Here is a 15,145-nt window from a genome sequence, read left to right as displayed (position 1 = left end):
CAAACGCGCGGCGGCGTCCAACACCCTTTCCGACTACTTCCATACTTTCGAGGTATGCATGGAACTGCGTCAGCTCCGGTATTTCATCGCGGTGGCCGAGGAGATGAACATCACGCGCGCCGCGCAGCGGCTGCACATGACGCAGCCGCCGCTCAGCCGCCAGTTGCAACTGATCGAGGACGAGATCGGCCTGCCGCTCTTCGAGCGCGGCGCGCGGCCGCTGAAGCTGACCGACGCGGGGCGGGTGCTGTACGCGCAGGCGCGGCGCGTGCTCGAGCAGGCCGACGAACTCGCGCCGCTCACGCGGCGGCTCGCGCAGGCGGCCGAGCGCATCGTGATCGGCTTCGTGCCGTCGACGCTGTACGGCGCGCTGCCCGACGTGATCCGCGCGTTTCGCGAGGCCGCGCCGGCGGTCGAGCTGTCGCTGATCGAAATGTTCACGCTAGAGCAACTGGGCGCGCTCAAGGGCGGGCGTATCGACATCGGCTTCGGCCGGCTGCGTTTCGACGACGACCAGCTCGTGCGCGAGGTGCTCGTCGAGGAGCGGCTGATCGCGGCGCTGCCGCACGGCCATCCGCTCGCCGCGCCGGATGCGCCGATCTCGCTCGCGGACGTCGCCGGGCAGACGCTGATCGTGTACCCGAGCACGCCGCGGCCGAGCTTCGCCGATCAGCAGCTGTCCGCGCTGCGCGACGGCGGGCTCGCGCCCGCGGCGGTGCACGAGGTGCGCGAGCTGCAGACGGCGCTCGGGCTCGTCGCCGCGCAAGTGGGCGTGTCGCTCGTGCCGGAGAGCGTCGAAGGGGTGAGGGTGAAGGGCGTCGTCTACCGGCGGCTGCCGGAGCCCGTCGCGACGTCGCCGATCATCCTGAGCCGGCGGCTGCACGACGAAAGCCGCGCGACCGCGCTGTTCTGCTCGCTCGCGCGCGAGCTGATGGCGGGCCGCTGACGCCGCGCGCCGCGCGGATGAAGGGGAAACGTAAGAATCAGGCGTCGCGCTCGCCGGCGAGCGTCGCGGAAGGCAGTTCGCCGAACCGTTCCCGGTATGCGAGCGCGAAGCGGCCGAAATGCGCGAATCCGCAGTCGAGCGCGATCTCGGCGATCCGGCGGTCGGGCCCCGCCGCGCGCAGCAGTTCGCGCGCGCGGTCGAGGCGCAGCTTGCGCAGGTACTGCATCGGGCTCATCCCGCGAAACTGCAGGAAGCCGTCGCGCAGCGTGCGCTCGGGCACGCCCGCCGCCTGTGCGATGTCGGCGAGTTGCAGCGGCAGCGCGAACTGGACGTCAATGAATTCCTGCGCGCGCCGCACGAAGCCGGGCGCGGGATCGGCGCGCCGCACGGGCGCGGCGGCGGGCGGATGGCCGTCGATCAGCAGATCGAGCAGCAGTTGTTCGAGCGCGGCCGCGACGCGCGGGTTCGCGCTCGCGCTCGCGATCAGCTCGGGCGAGCGCGCGACGAGCTTCAACTGCTGCATCCACGCGCTCAGCGCCGAATCGTCGACGCCGATCACCGGGTCGAGCGACGCGGCCGCGTCGCCCGCGTGCGCGGCGAGCGTCGCCGCATCGATACGGAGGACGAACTGCTCGCAATCGCGGGACAAATGCGCGTCGAACGGCTCGCCGGGCGCGCACAGCACGCCCGTGTGCGCATCGACGTCGAACGCGCGGCCCATCGTGCGGACCTGCGCGCTGCCGGTCAGACAAAACATCAGCAGGTGGTAGCCGTCGACCGCGTCGATGCGCACGCGCATCGCGTCGCCGAACGCAATGGTTCCGATTCCAAGCCCGCCGAGCCGCACGAAATCCATGTGCGACGGCCCATGGCGCGTGCCGTCCGGCAGCAGCGCATGCGGCTGCATCACGCGCGAGATCCGCTCGCGCGTCTCGTCGAGGTCGCGCGATTCGAACAGCCGGTGCCCGCGCAGCGCGAGCGGGTCGAATGGGGTCGGGGGCATGATCGTCTGCCTCGCACAAAGCGCCGGCATCCTGAATATCGTTCGTCGGCCGGGCGGCATGTCTGATGCGCGCATCGTAGCGCGGAAATCCGCCGGAAGTGGATACTGCGCCGCCGCAATCGCACTTTCCGGATAGACGGCGAATTCTAGCGTTTCAAAAATCGGTCTCGTCAGGCGGATTGTCGTCCGCCTCAACCGCAAGCATCTTGCATGGGAGTGGAGTGAGCGCTGAAGCGCTGGCTCCGATCGACAGGAGACAACGATGGAAACGACCGAATCGCCAGTATCGCTGATCAATCGCGCCGATTCGTCCGACGTGCGATTCCCGCGCGACGACGGATCGCGCGTGCCGTACAAGGTGTTCAGCTCGCAAGCGGTGTACGACCGCGAGCAGGAGCGGATCTTCCGCGGGCCGACGTGGAATTTCGTCGCGCTCGAAGCGGAGATTCCGAAGCCTGGCGACTTCAAGAGCACGTTCGTCGGCGACACGCCCGTCGTCGTCACGCGAGGCGAGGACGGCGCGCTCGCCGTGTGGGTGAACCGCTGCGCGCATCGCGGCGCGCAGGTGTGCCGCAAGGCGCGCGGCAACGCGAGCTCGCACACGTGCGTCTACCACCAGTGGAGCTTCGACAATCAGGGCAACCTGCTCGGCGTGCCGTTTCGGCGCGGCCAGAAGGGCATGACCGGGATGCCCGCGGATTTCGATCCGAAAAACCACGGGCTGCGCAAGCTGCGCGTCGACAGCTACAAGGGCCTCGTGTTCGCGACGTTCAGCGACGACGTCGCGCCGTTGCCCGACTATCTCGGCGCGCAGATGCGCCCGTGGATCGACCGCATCTTCCATAAGCCGGTCGAGTATCTCGGCTGCACGCGCCAGTATTCGAAATCGAACTGGAAGCTGTACTTCGAGAACGTGAAGGACCCGTATCACGCGAGCATGCTGCACCTGTTTCACACGACGTTCAACATCTTCCGCGTCGGGATGAAGGCGCGCTCGATTCCCGATGCGACGCACGGCCTGCACAGCATCATCACGATGACGAAGACGCGCGAGGACGCCGACACCGCGAGCGCATACAAGCAGCAGAACATCCGTTCGTTCGACGAAGGTTTCTCGCTCGAGGACGATTCGATCCTCGCGCTCGTGTCCGAGTACGACGAGGACACGACGAACCACATCCAGCCGATCTTTCCGCAGCTCGTGATCCAGCAGATCCACAACACGCTCGTCGCGCGTCAGCTGCTGCCGAAAGGGCCGAAGAACTTCGAGCTGATCTTCCACTTCTTCGGCTACGCGGACGACACGCCCGAGCTGCGCGCATTGCGGATCAAGCAGGCGAACCTCGTCGGGCCCGCGGGCTACATCTCGATGGAGGACACCGAGGCGACCGAGCTCGTGCAGCGCGGCACGGTGCGCGACGCGGATGCGGCGTCGGTGATCGAGATGTCGCGAGGCAATCCGGACCAGCAGGACACGGCGATCACCGAAAGCCTGATCCGCAAGTTCTGGGTCGGCTACCAGAAGCTGATGGGCTATTGAAGGGGAGACGAACATGACCGACATCACCGACGACATCACCGGCGATATCCGCACCTGGTTCGAACTGCACATGCTGCAGGACCGTTACATCGGCCACCTCGACAACGATCGGCTCGAACGGTGGCCGGAGCTTTTCACCGAAGACTGCCTGTACGAGATCGTTCCGAAGGAAAACGCCGACATGGGCTTGCCGATCGGCATCGTCTACTGCACGAACCGGCGGATGCTGCGCGACCGCGTCGTATCGCTGCGCCACGCGAACATTTACGAGGCGCACACGTACCGGCACATGACGTCCGGGCTCACGATCGTCGGCGGGAACGGCGGCGAGATCGAGACGGAGAGCAGCTACGTCGTCGTGCAGACGCGCAGCGACGGCGAATCGAACGTCTACCAGGCGGGCAAGTATTACGACACGGTCGTGCGCACGGCCGAGGGGCTGCGCTACAAGAAGAAGCGCGTGATTTACGACACGTCGCGCGTGCAGACGCTGCTCGCGACGCCGATCTGATTCTCACCAGGAGTTCGAAGCATGAGCAACGAAACCGTCGCCGCGTGGCATCCGCTCGGCGCACTCGACGAGTTCTCGGCGGACGAGCCGGCCGCGCGCGTCGTCGGCAACAGGCCGGTCGCGGTGTTTCGGATCGGCGACGACGTGTTCGCGCTGCACGACCTGTGCACGCACGGGCATGCGCGGTTGTCCGAAGGATTCGTTGAGGACGGCTGCGTCGAGTGCCCGCTGCATCAGGGGCTCTTCGACATCCGGACGGGCGCGCCGAAATGCGCGCCGGTGACCGAAGCCGTGCGCGCGTATCCGATCCGCATCGTCGACGGACAGGTCGAGATCCATGTCGACGAATGATCCGTATCTGATCGCGGGCGGCGGGCACGCGGCGCGGCGCGCGGCCGAGACGCTGCGCGCGCGCGATCCGGCCGCGCGCATCGTGATGATCGGCGCGGAGCCCGAGCTGCCGTACGACCGGCCGGCGCTGTCGAAGGACGCGCTCGTCGAAGCGGACGAAGGCGAGCGCCGCGCGTTCGTGCGCGACGCCGCGTGGTATCGCGAGCGCGACATCGCGCTGCGGCTCGGCGTGCGCGTCGACGCGATCGAGCGCGCCGCGCAGCGGGTGCGCTTGAGCGACGGCACGAGCGTCGGCTACGCGCGTTTGCTGATCGCGACCGGCTCGCGCGTTCGGCGCTTCGCCGGGCCGATCGACGCCGGCGTGCCTGTTCACTACGTGCGCACGGTCGCCGACGCGCGCGCGTTGCGCGCGGCGCTCGCGCCGGGCAAGCGCGTCGTGGTGCTGGGCGGAGGCTTCATCGGGCTCGAAGTGGCCGCGTCGGCCGTGCGGCTCGGCTGCCGCGCGACGGTCGTCGATCCCGCGCCGCGCCTGCTTCAGCGCGGAATGCCCGAAGTCGTCAGCGCATTCGCGCTCGCGCTGCATGCGCGGCGCGGCGTCGACGTGCGGCTCGCCGCGCTGCCCGAGCGCATCCGCCGTTGCGCGAGCGGCGCGGCCGTCGTCGAGACGAGCGCGGGCGACGTCGAGGCCGACGTGGTCGTGGCCGGCATCGGCGTCGTGCCGAACGTCGAGCTCGCGCAGGCGGCGGGGCTCGACGTCGACAACGGCATCTGCGTGGACGACGGGTGCCGCACCGCCGATCCGGCGATCTTCGCGGCGGGCGAGGTCACGCGGCATTTCAATCCGCTCGTCGGCCGTGATCTGCGGATCGAGTCGTGGCAGGTCGCGGAGAACCAGCCGGCCGTCGCGGCGGCGAACATGCTCGGCGGCGCCGAGACTTACGCGGAATGGCCGTGGTTGTGGTCCGATCAGTACGACTGCAACCTGCAGACGCTCGGCCTCTTCGACGGCGAGCAGACGCTCGTGCTGCGCGGCTCGCCCGAGCGCGACGGCGCGTTTTGCGTGTTCGCGCTGAACGCGCGCGGCGAGCTGAAGGCGGTCGCGGCCGTCAACGCGGGGCGCGAGATCGCCGCGTGCCGCCGATTGATGACGGCGAACGTCGTGCTCGATCCCGCGCGCCTCGCGGACCCGTCCGCCGCGTTGCGCTCGATGTTGCCTCGCGGTGCGTAGCGCGTAGCGTCCGCGCCTTGCGGAACGGCTGCCCGATCGATGCCGTCACGCACGCGTGCGAGCGCCGGACGCTTGCGCGCGTGCGCCTTCTCGCGCCGTATCGCTTGCGCGTTCGCGCGCGAGCGGTAAGAATCGCGTGTTGACTGACATCCGACAGACAGGCTCGCGAGCCGGGAGACTTTGATGGCCTACGATCAATCGAACATTTTTGCGAAGATCCTGCGTGGCGAGGTGCCGTGCATCCGGTTGTGCGAAACGGACACGACGCTCGCGTTCATGGACATCATGCCGCAATCGAAGGGCCATGCGCTCGTCGTGCCGAAGGAGGCGGCGGAGACGTTCTACGAGCTGTCCGAAGAAGCGGCGGCGGAATCGATGAAGATGGTGAAGCGCGTCGCGCTCGCGCTGCGCAAGACGCTCGAACCGGAAGGGCTGTTCATCGGCCAGTTCAACGGCGCGGCGGCGGGCCAGACGGTGCCGCACGTGCATTTCCACGTGATCCCGCGCTGGGCCGACGAGCCGCTCAAGATGCACGCGCGCGAGATGGCCGATGCGGCGGAACTGCAAGCGCTGGCGGAGCGGATTCGCGCGGCGTTGTAAGCGCAACATGCGCGGGCGGGCGCGGCGCGGCGACGGGCTGCGCCGCGCCGCGCGTCAAAGCTGATCGTCGATCGGCAACAGCAGGCACAGCCCCGCCAGCAGGTTCCGATAGAAGCCCGCGTTCGGATCGACGCTGTACGTGCGCACGCGGCCGTCGGCGACCTCGGTCCACACGAGCGGCCACGCCGTCGCGCTCGCGCCCGCCGTCTGGAGCGCATCCGGCGCGTGGGGCGCGAGCGTCACGCGGTAGCTGATCGCCGGCTTCGTCACTTCGTCGAACAGGTTCGCGACTTCGTTCGCGAGTTGCGGGCTGTGAATCACGAGCGCGAGCTCCGTGTTCAGGTGCGCGGAGCGCGGATCGAGATTCATCGAGCCGATCACGAGAATTTTCCGATCGATCACGTACGCCTTCGCATGCAGGCTCGCGCGCGAGCGCGAGCCGAGCATGCCGATGCGCGCGCGTGCCTGATCCGGCTTGTATTCGTACAGCTCGACGCCGTGCCGCAACATCGGCACGCGATACGGCGCGTAGCCGGCCTGCACGGCGACGGCATCCGTCGCCGCGAGCGAATTCGTCAGGATCGCTACGCGTACGCCGCGCGCGGTCAACTGGCCGAGCGCCTTCACGCCCGCCTTGTGCGGCACGAAATACGGCGACAGCACGAGGAATTCGCGCTGCGCGTCGCGCGTCAGCGCGATGAGCCGCTGCATCGGCGGGCTTTTGTAGCTGTCGTCGGGCGCGGCGATCTTGTCGGGCGAATCGGCGGTGAACTCGGCGCTCGCCCAGACGAGGCCGAGTTCGCTGCGCGCGATCTGCGCGGAAAGCGGCGTCGCGTTCAGCGGCTTCGCGTTGTACGGCGTCGCGTTCGCGCGCCAGTGCGCCCGCAGCGCCTCGCGCGCCGCGTCCAGATCGGTCGCGTCGTAGTGCCGCCGATTCAGCGCCGGCAGCGGATACGTGAGCGCGCTCGCCCAGTACGCGTCGAAGCTCGCCGAAATGTCGCGCGTGACAGGGCCGGCCGCGAGCACGTCGAGATCGCGGAACTGCAGCGTCGGGCTCGCGTTGAAATACTCGTCGCCGAGATTGCGGCCGCCGACGATCGCGATCTGGTTGTCCGCGATCATTGCCTTGTTGTGCATCCGGCGCGTGAAATTGTCGATCTGCGTGAAGAGGTTCGTCGTGCGCGCGAGCATCCCACGGCGTGCGGCGCCGAACGGATTGAACACGCGCACTTCGAGGTTCGCGTGCGCGTCGAGCGCGGACATCAGCTTGTCGACGTCCTTGAAATTCAGATCGTCGACGAGCATCCGCACGCGCACGCCGCGGTCGGCCGCATACAGCGCGGCGCCGAGCAGCAGCTTGCCCGTCGTGTCCTCGGCGGCGATGTAGTACTGAATGTCGAGCGTCTTCGTCGCCGCGCGCGCGACCGCGATGCGCATCTGCAGCGCCTCGTCGCCGCGCGGCAGCACGAGAAAGCCCGATTCGCCCGGGTGCAGCGGCGCTTGCGTGGCGAGCGCGGCCGCGAGGGGCGTCGACGTGCCGGGCGGCAACGCGTAGGAGACCGTGCGATCGAGCGCCGTGGCGGGCGGATGCGTCGCGCAGCCGGCGAGCCCGAGCGCCGCGCACACCACGAGCGCGCACGCGGCGGCCGTCATGAAGCGGGTGGGGCGGTGCAGCGGCAAGCCGCGGCGGGCGGCACGATCCGGCACGTTGAGACCTCCTTCGGGCATCTGTCTGGATGATCGTCGAATCGACGGCGCGGCAGGCCGGGCGCCGCGCGAAGGCATTCTAAGTGGCGCCGGCGACGCGGGTCAACCGAGCCGCGCGCCGCCCGGTGTACCATCTGACGAGTCCGTCATTCCTGCTCGCGAAGCCCGTCATGGCCCATCCGGCATCCTCGCCTTGCATCGAAATCAGGCGCCTTCGCGCCGCGCACGCGGCCGACTATCGCGCGATCCGCCTCGCCGCGCTGAAGGACGCGCCGGACGCATTCGGCTCGACTTACGAAGCCGAGGCCGCGCGGCCGCCGGTCGCGTTCGCCGAGCGGCTCGACAGCGCGATCGTGTTCGGTGCGTACGTCGACGGCGCGATCGCAGGCATGGCCGGCTTCAAGCGTCGGGAAGGCGCGAAGGAGCGTCACAAGGGCTTCCTGTGGGGCATGTATGTCGCACCCGCTGCAAGGCGGCGCGGCGTCGGCGCGGCGCTGCTCGATGCGGTGCTCGCGGCCGCGGAGCAAGCGGCCGAGCAGGTGACGCTCGCCGTCGCCGACGGCAACGGCGCGGCGCGCGCGTTCTACGAGCGGCACGGCTTCGTCGCGTACGGCGTCGAGCCGCGCGCGCTCAAGGGAGCGAACGGCTACGCGGACGAATGGTTGATGGTGAAGTTCCTGCCGTCCGCGCCGCCGCGCGCGTGACGAGACGAAATCGATACGACCGGATCGCGATGCTCGACGACAAGGAACGGGAACTCCGAAACAGCAAGCGGCGCGCGCTCGCGCTGCTGCTCGCCGCGGCGGGCGTGTTCGCGGCGACGCTGTTCGCGCCGCGCGGCTTCTGGATCGACGGCGTCAAGGCGATCGCGGAGGCGTCGATGGTTGGCGCGCTCGCCGACTGGTTCGCGGTCGTCGCGCTGTTTCGGCGCGTGCCGATACCGTTCGTGTCGCGGCACACGGAGATCATTCCGCAGAACAAGGAAAAGATCGCCGACAATCTCGCCGCATTCGTGCAGGAGAAGTTTCTCGACCCGGCGTCGATCGTCGCGCTGATCAAGCGGCACGACCCGGCGGCCCGGCTCGCGCAGTGGCTCGCGACGCCGCGCAACGCGCACGTGCTGGGCGGCTACGCGACGCGTCTCGTCGCGTTCGGGCTCGACATGACCGACGACGCGCGAATCCAGTCGTTCGTGAAGGACGCGTTTCATGCGGCGCTCGACCGGATCGACCTGTCGCGATCCGCGGGCGCGATCCTCGACACGCTGACGAAGGACGGCCGCCATCAGGCGTTGCTCGACGACGGGATCGCGCAGATCGTCGGATTCCTTCGCGATCCCGACAATCGCGCGTCGATCGCGACGTACATCGTCGACTGGCTGAAATACCAGTTTCCGAAGATGGAGAAGCTGCTGCCGACGAGCTGGCTCGGCGAGCACGGCGCGGAGCTGATCTCGAACGTCGTGACGCGAGTGCTCACGCAGATCGCCGAGGACCCCGAGCATCGGCTGCGGCGCAGCTTCGACGACGCGGCAGCGCGCCTCGTGGTGCGATTGAAGCGCGACCCCGCGTTCATCGAGAAGGGTGAGGAAATCAAACGCTATCTGCGCGACGGCGACGTGTTCAACCGCTACGTGAAGGACATGTGGGACCAGCTTCGCGCCTGGCTGAAGGCCGATCTCGCGCGCGACGATTCGGTCGTCCACCAGCGCGCGACGGCGCTCGGCGGCTGGCTCGGCGAGCGGCTCGCGCAGAGCCCGCAATTGCGCGACTCGATGAACGAGCACGTCGAGCGCGCGGCGAGCGAGATGGCGCCCGAGTTCGCCGAGTTCCTGACGCGGCACATCAGCGACACCGTGAAGAACTGGGACGCGCGCGAGATGTCGCGGCAGATCGAGCTGAACATCGGCAAGGATCTGCAATACATCCGGATCAACGGCACGCTGGTCGGCGGGCTGATCGGGCTCGGGCTCTATGCGGTGTCGAGCCTCGCGCGCTGGGCGGGCGCGCTGCCTTTCTGAGCGCGCGCGTTCGTCGCCGCTGCGTTTTCGGCGCTTTCGCCGGGATCAGCGAGATCAGCGAGATCAGCGCGCCGAAGCATCGGCATCCTGAACGAATTTGACGATTGCGCGCTCGACGCCGCATGCGTCGGCATGCTGTAATCGCGCGATCGGCCGCCCGTCGTTCGGCCGTTTAACTCTCGCGTGGAAGGCGCACCCATGTCTCCGGTCTCGGCATTCAAGCTCGTCCTGCTGTCGTTTCTCGCGATCGTCGCGCTCGAGCTGCTCGCGAAGCGGCTCAAGCTGCCGCCCGCCGCCGCGCTGCTCGTCGGCGGCGCGGGCATCGCGTTCCTGCCCGGCTTGCCGCCCGTCGATCTCGATCCCGATCTCGTGCTGATCGTGTTCTTGCCGCCGCTGCTGATGGACGGCGCGTACTTCTCGGTATGGGAGGAGTTCAAGCGCAACGTCGGCGGCATCATGATGCTCGCGATCGGCGCGGTCGCGTTCACCACGTTCGCGGTCGGCTTGGCCGTGCATCTCGTCGCGCCGGGCCTGCCATGGGCCGCGTGCTTCGCGCTCGGCGCGATCGTGTCGCCGCCCGACGCGGTCGCCGCGAAGGCCGTGCTCGAGCGCGTCGCGCTGCCGCGCCGGCTGATGGTGCTGCTCGAAGGCGAGAGCCTGCTGAACGACGCGGCGGGGCTCGTGCTGTTTCGCTTCGCGCTCGCCGCCGCGCTGACGGGCGCGTTCAGCGCGGGCGACGCGCTCGTGCGCTTCGCGGAGCTCGGCTTCGGCGGCGTCGCGGTGGGCTTCGTCGTCGGCTGGCTGATCGTGCGCTTCCTGAAACTCATCGAGGACGACTATCTCGTGATCACGACGGCCGTTCTCGCCGCATGGATCAGCTACATCGCGGGCGAGATGTTCGAGGTGTCCGGCGTGATCGCGACCGTGACGACCGGGATGATGCTCGGCTGGCATCAGCACGAGGTGTTCTCCGCGTCGGTGCGCAATCGCGGCACCGCGTTCTGGCAGGTGATCGTGTTCCTGCTCGAGGCGCTCGTGTTCGTGTTGATCGGCCTGTCGCTGCGCGGCGTGATCGAGCGGCTCGGCGGGCTCGGCGAGGTGTTCGCGACGATGACGCCCGCGGTGGTCGCGGTGCTGGCCGCCGTCGTCGTGTCGCGCTTCGTCTGGGTGTTCGCGGTCGAGCTGCTGAAGGCGCCCGTCGCGCGCGTGCGCGGGCGTGGACCGCTCGCCGACTGGAAGGCGGCGGCCGTGATGAGCTGGGCGGGAATGCGCGGCGTCGTGACGCTCGCGATCGCGCTGTCGCTGCCGGACGCGATGCCGGGCCGCGATTTGATCCTCGTCGCCGCATTCGCGGTGATCCTCGTCACCGTGCTGCTGCAGGGCACGACGATCGGGCCGCTGATTCAACTGCTGAGGCTGCGCGATCCGGGGCCCGCGCCGCATCATCTGACGGAACCGCAGACGTGGGCGCGCGTCGAGGCCGCGCAGCTCACGGCGATCCAGCCGCTCGTGCGCGACGCCGGCGGCAACCTCATTCATCCGCGGCTGCTCGAGCAATATACGTACCGCGCGAACGTGACCGCGCGCCATCAGAACGAGCCGGCGTTTCCGGAGCACGAGCGCAACGCGCACTACGACGTCGTGCTCGCGGCGATCGCGGCCGGCCGTGCGGAGCTGCTGCGGCTGCATCGCGGCGGCCAGATCCACGACGAGATGCTGTACCTGCTCGAACGCGATCTCGACTTGCAGGAGATCGCGGCGCAGCACGCGAAGGGATAGCGGTGTGCGCGGCGCGACGCGCATTGCCCTCCGGCGTGTCATCGTTTCGTAAGCTGCCCGCCTCGAAGCGGCTTTTTCGGCGATCTCCTACAATCGAGAATCGCCGCCACCGATGCGCCGCCGATGCGGCGTCGATCGCGCGCCGGCAGCCGTCCGGCCGCGGCCGGAAATAGCGGGCCGCGCAGCCCATCGCCGCGGCTGTTTCGCTCTGCTTGCTTTTGCTTTTGTCTGTCGAAGGAAAGGGTCGCGTGCGCCGTAGGCCGGCGTAAGCGTCGCTCAACGCCGCGCGCGCCGTAAGCCGGAGGCGCGGCACCAACCGAGAGTCCCCATGAAAGCATCCGATCTGTTCGTGAAGGCGCTGGAGGCGGAAGGCGTCCAGTATGTGTTCGGCATTCCCGGCGAGGAAAACCTCGATCTCCTCGAGTCCCTGCGGCGCTCCCGCATCAAGCTCGTACTGACCCGCCACGAGCAGGCGGCGGGCTTCATGGCGGCCACCTACGGGCGGCTGACCGGCAAGACGGGCGTGTGCCTCGCGACGCTCGGCCCCGGCGCGACGAATTTCGTGACGGCGGCCGCGTATGCGCAGCTGGGCGGCATGCCGATGCTGATGATCACCGGGCAAAAGCCGATCAAGTCGAGCAAGCAGGGCCATTTCCAGATCGTCGACGTGGTCGGGATGATGCAGCCGCTCACGAAGCTCACGCGGCAGATCGTGTCGATCGGCAACATTCCGTCGGCGGTGCGCGAGGCGTTCCGGCGCGCGGAGGAAGAGCGCCCCGGCGCCACGCACCTCGAATTGCCCGAGGACATCGCGCACGAGGAGGGCGACGGCAAGCCGATTCCCGCGAGCTACAGCCGTCGGCCGATCGCCGAGGAGAAGGCGGTCGCGCACGCGGCCGAAGCGATCCAGGCGGCGCGCCATCCGCTCTTGATGATCGGCGCGGGCGGCAATCGCAAGACGACCCGCAAGATGCTCAAGGAATTCGTCGACACGACGGGCATACCGTTCTTCACGACGCAGATGGGCAAGGGCGTGATCGACGAAACGCATCCGCTGTGGCTCGGCAACGCGACGCTGTCGGACGGCGATTTCGTGCACCGCGCGATCGAGCACGCGGACTGCATCATCAACGTCGGCCACGACGTGATCGAGAAGCCGCCGTTCTTCATGCGCGCCGACGACAAGACCGTGATCCACGTGAACTTCCTCGGCGCGCAGGTCGATCCCGTGTACTTCCCGCAGATCGAGGTCGTCGGGGACATCGCGAACGCGGTGTGGCAGATGAAGGAGACGCTCGCGCGCCAGCCGCACTGGGATTTCTCGCGCTTCATGCTGATCAAGGAGCACTTCGAGGCGCACCTGAAGAAAGGGCAGGACGATCCGCGCTTTCCGATGTATCCGGTGCGGATCGTCAACGATCTGTACCGGTCGATGCCGGAGGACGGCATCGTCTGCCTCGACAACGGCATGTACAAGATCTGGTTCGCGCGCTACTGGCGCGCGCACGAGCCGAATTCGCTGCTGCTCGACAACGCGCTTGCGTCGATGGGCGCGGGCCTGCCGTCGGCGATCGCGACGAAGATCGTGCATCCGCAACGCAAGGTGATGGCCGTGTGCGGCGACGGCGGCTTCATGATGAATTCTCAGGAGCTCGAAACGGCGGTGCGGCTCAAGCTCGACCTCGTCGTGATGATCCTGCGCGACGACGCGTTCGGAATGATCCGCTGGAAGCAGGAGAACATGAACTTCCCCGATTACGCGATGACGCTCGCGAACCCGGATTTCGTCGCGTACGCGCAGAGCTACGGCGCGCATGGGCACCGGATCGCGTCGGCCGACGAACTCGAGCCTCTCGTGCGCGAATGCTTTGCGTCGCCGGGCGTGCATCTGATCGACGTGCCGATCGACTACTCGGACAACGAGCGCGTGCTCAATCGCGAAATCAAGCGCCTGTCGGCGCAGTTGTGACCGCAGTGGGCGGCACGGCGCATCAAACCGGACGGAGTGATTCGACATGCTGAAGGAAACCTATCCGTATTACCTCGCGAACGAGGCGGTGTACGCGAACACCGATCTCGACGTCACCGACAAGTACAGCGGCGAGGTCGCGACGCGCGTCGCGCTCGCCGACGCGAAGGCGATCGACGCCGCGATCGGCGCGGCCGTCGCCGCGCAAAAGCCGCTGCGCGAGCTGCCGGCGTTCAGGCGGCAGGCGATCCTCGAGCACTGCGTCGCGCGGTTTCGCGAGCGCTTCGACGAGCTGGCCGAAGCGCTGTGCATCGAGGCGGGCAAGCCGATCAACGATTCGAAGGGTGAAGTGACGCGCCTCATCGACACGTTCCGCGTCGCGGCGGAGGAATCGGTGCGCATCGAGGGCGGCCTCATCAACCTCGAAATCTCGCCGCGCGCGCAGGGCTACAGCGGCTATTACAAGCGCGTGCCGATCGGGCCGTGCTCGTTCATCTCGCCGTTCAACTTTCCGCTGAACCTCGCCGCGCACAAGGTCGCGCCCGCGCTCGCCGCGGGCTGCCCGTTCGTGCTGAAGCCCGCGAGCCGCACGCCGATCGGCGCGCTGATCATCGGCGAAGTGCTCGCGCAAACCGATTTGCCGAAGGGCGCGTTCTCGATCCTGCCCGCGCATCGCGACGGCGCCGATCTCTTCACGACCGACGAGCGCTTCAAGCTGCTGTCGTTCACGGGCTCGCCCGCGGTCGGCTGGGCGCTGAAGGAGAAGGCGGGCAAGAAGAAGGTCGTGCTCGAACTCGGCGGCAACGCGGCCGCGATCGTCGACGCCGATCAGCGCGAGCGGCTCGACTACGTCGTCGAGCGGCTCGCGTTCGGCGCGTACTATCAGTCCGGGCAGAGTTGCATCGGCGTGCAGCGGATCATCGCGCATGCGGATGTCTACGACGCGCTGCGCGAGAAGCTGATCGCGAAGACGCGCTCGCTGAAGATGGGCGATCCGAAGGACCCGGCGACGTTCGTCGGCCCGATGATCTCCGAATCCGAGGCGCGGCGGCTGGCCGGCTGGATGGAAGCGGCCGTCGCGGCGGGCGCGAGGATAGTCGCGGGCGGCGGCGTCGACGGCGCGATGTTCGAGGCGACGCTGCTCGAGAACGTCGGCCGCGATCAGGATCTGTATCGCAAGGAGGCGTTCGGCCCCGTCGCGCTGCTCGAGACGTTCTCCGATTTCGACGACGCGCTCGCGCGCGTGAACGACAGCGATTTCGGCCTGCAGGCGGGCGTGTTCACCGATTCGCTCGCGCACGCGCAGCGCGCGTGGGACGAGCTCGAAGTGGGCGGCGTCGTGATCAACGATGTGCCGTCGTTCCGCGTCGACAACATGCCGTACGGCGGCGTGAAGGATTCGGGGCTCGGCCGCGAAGGGATTCGCTACGCGATCGAGGACATGACCGAGCTGCGGCTCATGGTGGTGCGCAAGCGTTGATTGCGGCGCGG

The 15,145-nt window shown here is 68.2% G+C and carries 13 protein-coding genes; 11 read left to right on the top strand and 2 right to left on the bottom strand.

Annotated features, from left to right (window positions below; translation table 11 throughout):
* The first annotated feature begins 58 nt into the window (after window positions 1-58).
* Window positions 59-946: a LysR family transcriptional regulator gene (locus tag WS91_RS30870; RefSeq protein ID WP_038751012.1), complete on the top strand. Its 888-nt coding sequence runs from the start codon at window positions 59-61 to the stop codon at window positions 944-946.
* A 37-nt stretch (window positions 947-983) separates the two neighbouring features.
* On the opposite strand, the gene andR is transcribed toward WS91_RS30870, so the two are convergent.
* On the bottom strand, window positions 984-2,009 hold the full coding sequence (andR, locus tag WS91_RS30865) for an anthranilate 1,2-dioxygenase regulatory protein AndR (RefSeq protein ID WP_059671639.1): 1,026 nt from the start codon (window positions 2,007-2,009) through the stop codon (window positions 984-986).
* Window positions 2,010-2,211: 202 nt separating this feature from the next.
* On the opposite strand from andR, the gene andAc reads away from it, so the two are divergent.
* From andAc to WS91_RS30840, 5 genes are all read left to right on the top strand, one after another.
* Entirely contained in the window at window positions 2,212-3,489 is a 1,278-nt protein-coding gene (gene andAc, locus WS91_RS30860) for an anthranilate 1,2-dioxygenase large subunit AndAc (RefSeq protein WP_038751016.1), read from the top strand.
* 13 nt (window positions 3,490-3,502) lie between these two features.
* Window positions 3,503-4,000: an anthranilate 1,2-dioxygenase small subunit AndAd gene (gene andAd / locus WS91_RS30855; protein ID WP_038751018.1), complete on the top strand. Its 498-nt coding sequence runs from the start codon at window positions 3,503-3,505 to the stop codon at window positions 3,998-4,000.
* Between the two features lie 21 nt (window positions 4,001-4,021).
* Window positions 4,022-4,351: an anthranilate 1,2-dioxygenase ferredoxin subunit AndAb gene (andAb, locus tag WS91_RS30850; protein WP_038751020.1), complete on the top strand. Its 330-nt coding sequence runs from the start codon at window positions 4,022-4,024 to the stop codon at window positions 4,349-4,351.
* A complete protein-coding gene (gene andAa / locus WS91_RS30845; RefSeq protein ID WP_059671638.1) occupies window positions 4,338-5,579 on the top strand; it encodes an anthranilate 1,2-dioxygenase system ferredoxin--NAD(+) reductase in 1,242 nt (413 codons plus the stop codon). The genes andAb and andAa overlap by 14 nt, the downstream gene beginning before the upstream one ends.
* A gap of 183 nt (window positions 5,580-5,762) precedes the next feature.
* On the top strand, window positions 5,763-6,179 hold the full coding sequence (locus tag WS91_RS30840; RefSeq protein ID WP_038751023.1) for an HIT family protein: 417 nt from the start codon (window positions 5,763-5,765) through the stop codon (window positions 6,177-6,179).
* 54 nt (window positions 6,180-6,233) lie between these two features.
* Here the strand turns inward: WS91_RS30840 and WS91_RS30835 are convergent, their stop codons facing one another.
* Window positions 6,234-7,886, bottom strand: coding sequence for a phospholipase D family protein (locus tag WS91_RS30835; protein ID WP_038751065.1), 1,653 nt, complete (start codon window positions 7,884-7,886; stop codon window positions 6,234-6,236).
* Between the two features lie 170 nt (window positions 7,887-8,056).
* Between WS91_RS30835 and WS91_RS30830 the strand changes: the two genes are divergently transcribed.
* From WS91_RS30830 to WS91_RS30805, 5 genes are all read left to right on the top strand, one after another.
* Window positions 8,057-8,590, top strand: a complete 534-nt coding sequence (locus tag WS91_RS30830; RefSeq protein WP_038751067.1) for a GNAT family N-acetyltransferase — start codon at window positions 8,057-8,059, stop codon at window positions 8,588-8,590.
* 29 nt (window positions 8,591-8,619) lie between these two features.
* Entirely contained in the window at window positions 8,620-9,906 is a 1,287-nt protein-coding gene (locus tag WS91_RS30825; protein ID WP_038751025.1) for a DUF445 domain-containing protein, read from the top strand.
* A 198-nt stretch (window positions 9,907-10,104) separates the two neighbouring features.
* Window positions 10,105-11,685, top strand: coding sequence for a Na+/H+ antiporter (locus tag WS91_RS30815; RefSeq protein WP_059581084.1), 1,581 nt, complete (start codon window positions 10,105-10,107; stop codon window positions 11,683-11,685).
* A gap of 328 nt (window positions 11,686-12,013) precedes the next feature.
* On the top strand, window positions 12,014-13,654 hold the full coding sequence (locus tag WS91_RS30810; protein ID WP_038751030.1) for an acetolactate synthase large subunit: 1,641 nt from the start codon (window positions 12,014-12,016) through the stop codon (window positions 13,652-13,654).
* Between the two features lie 46 nt (window positions 13,655-13,700).
* On the top strand, window positions 13,701-15,134 hold the full coding sequence (locus tag WS91_RS30805) for an aldehyde dehydrogenase family protein (RefSeq protein WP_059671637.1): 1,434 nt from the start codon (window positions 13,701-13,703) through the stop codon (window positions 15,132-15,134).
* Window positions 15,135-15,145 lie beyond the last annotated feature (11 nt).

The sequence above is a fragment of the Burkholderia sp. MSMB1498 genome (assembly GCF_001526245.1).
Taxonomy (GTDB): domain Bacteria; phylum Pseudomonadota; class Gammaproteobacteria; order Burkholderiales; family Burkholderiaceae; genus Burkholderia; species Burkholderia savannae.
Note: the sequence above shows the minus strand (reverse complement) of the source record. Positions and strands in the feature narration are given on the sequence as shown.

Bases quoted from the DNA above. Each gene is read 5' to 3' on its own strand.
- WS91_RS30870 (WP_038751012.1), top strand. From the start codon at position 59: ATGGAACTGCGTCAGCTCCGGTATTTCATCGCGGTGGCCGAGGAGATG.
- andR (WP_059671639.1), bottom strand. From the start codon at position 2,009: ATGCCGCCCGGCCGACGAACGATATTCAGGATGCCGGCGCTTTGTGCG.
- andAc (WP_038751016.1), top strand. From the start codon at position 2,212: ATGGAAACGACCGAATCGCCAGTATCGCTGATCAATCGCGCCGATTCG.
- andAd (WP_038751018.1), top strand. From the start codon at position 3,503: ATGACCGACATCACCGACGACATCACCGGCGATATCCGCACCTGGTTC.
- andAb (WP_038751020.1), top strand. From the start codon at position 4,022: ATGAGCAACGAAACCGTCGCCGCGTGGCATCCGCTCGGCGCACTCGAC.
- andAa (WP_059671638.1), top strand. From the start codon at position 4,338: ATGTCGACGAATGATCCGTATCTGATCGCGGGCGGCGGGCACGCGGCG.
- WS91_RS30840 (WP_038751023.1), top strand. From the start codon at position 5,763: ATGGCCTACGATCAATCGAACATTTTTGCGAAGATCCTGCGTGGCGAG.
- WS91_RS30830 (WP_038751067.1), top strand. From the start codon at position 8,057: ATGGCCCATCCGGCATCCTCGCCTTGCATCGAAATCAGGCGCCTTCGC.
- WS91_RS30825 (WP_038751025.1), top strand. From the start codon at position 8,620: ATGCTCGACGACAAGGAACGGGAACTCCGAAACAGCAAGCGGCGCGCG.
- WS91_RS30815 (WP_059581084.1), top strand. From the start codon at position 10,105: ATGTCTCCGGTCTCGGCATTCAAGCTCGTCCTGCTGTCGTTTCTCGCG.
- WS91_RS30810 (WP_038751030.1), top strand. From the start codon at position 12,014: ATGAAAGCATCCGATCTGTTCGTGAAGGCGCTGGAGGCGGAAGGCGTC.
- WS91_RS30805 (WP_059671637.1), top strand. From the start codon at position 13,701: ATGCTGAAGGAAACCTATCCGTATTACCTCGCGAACGAGGCGGTGTAC.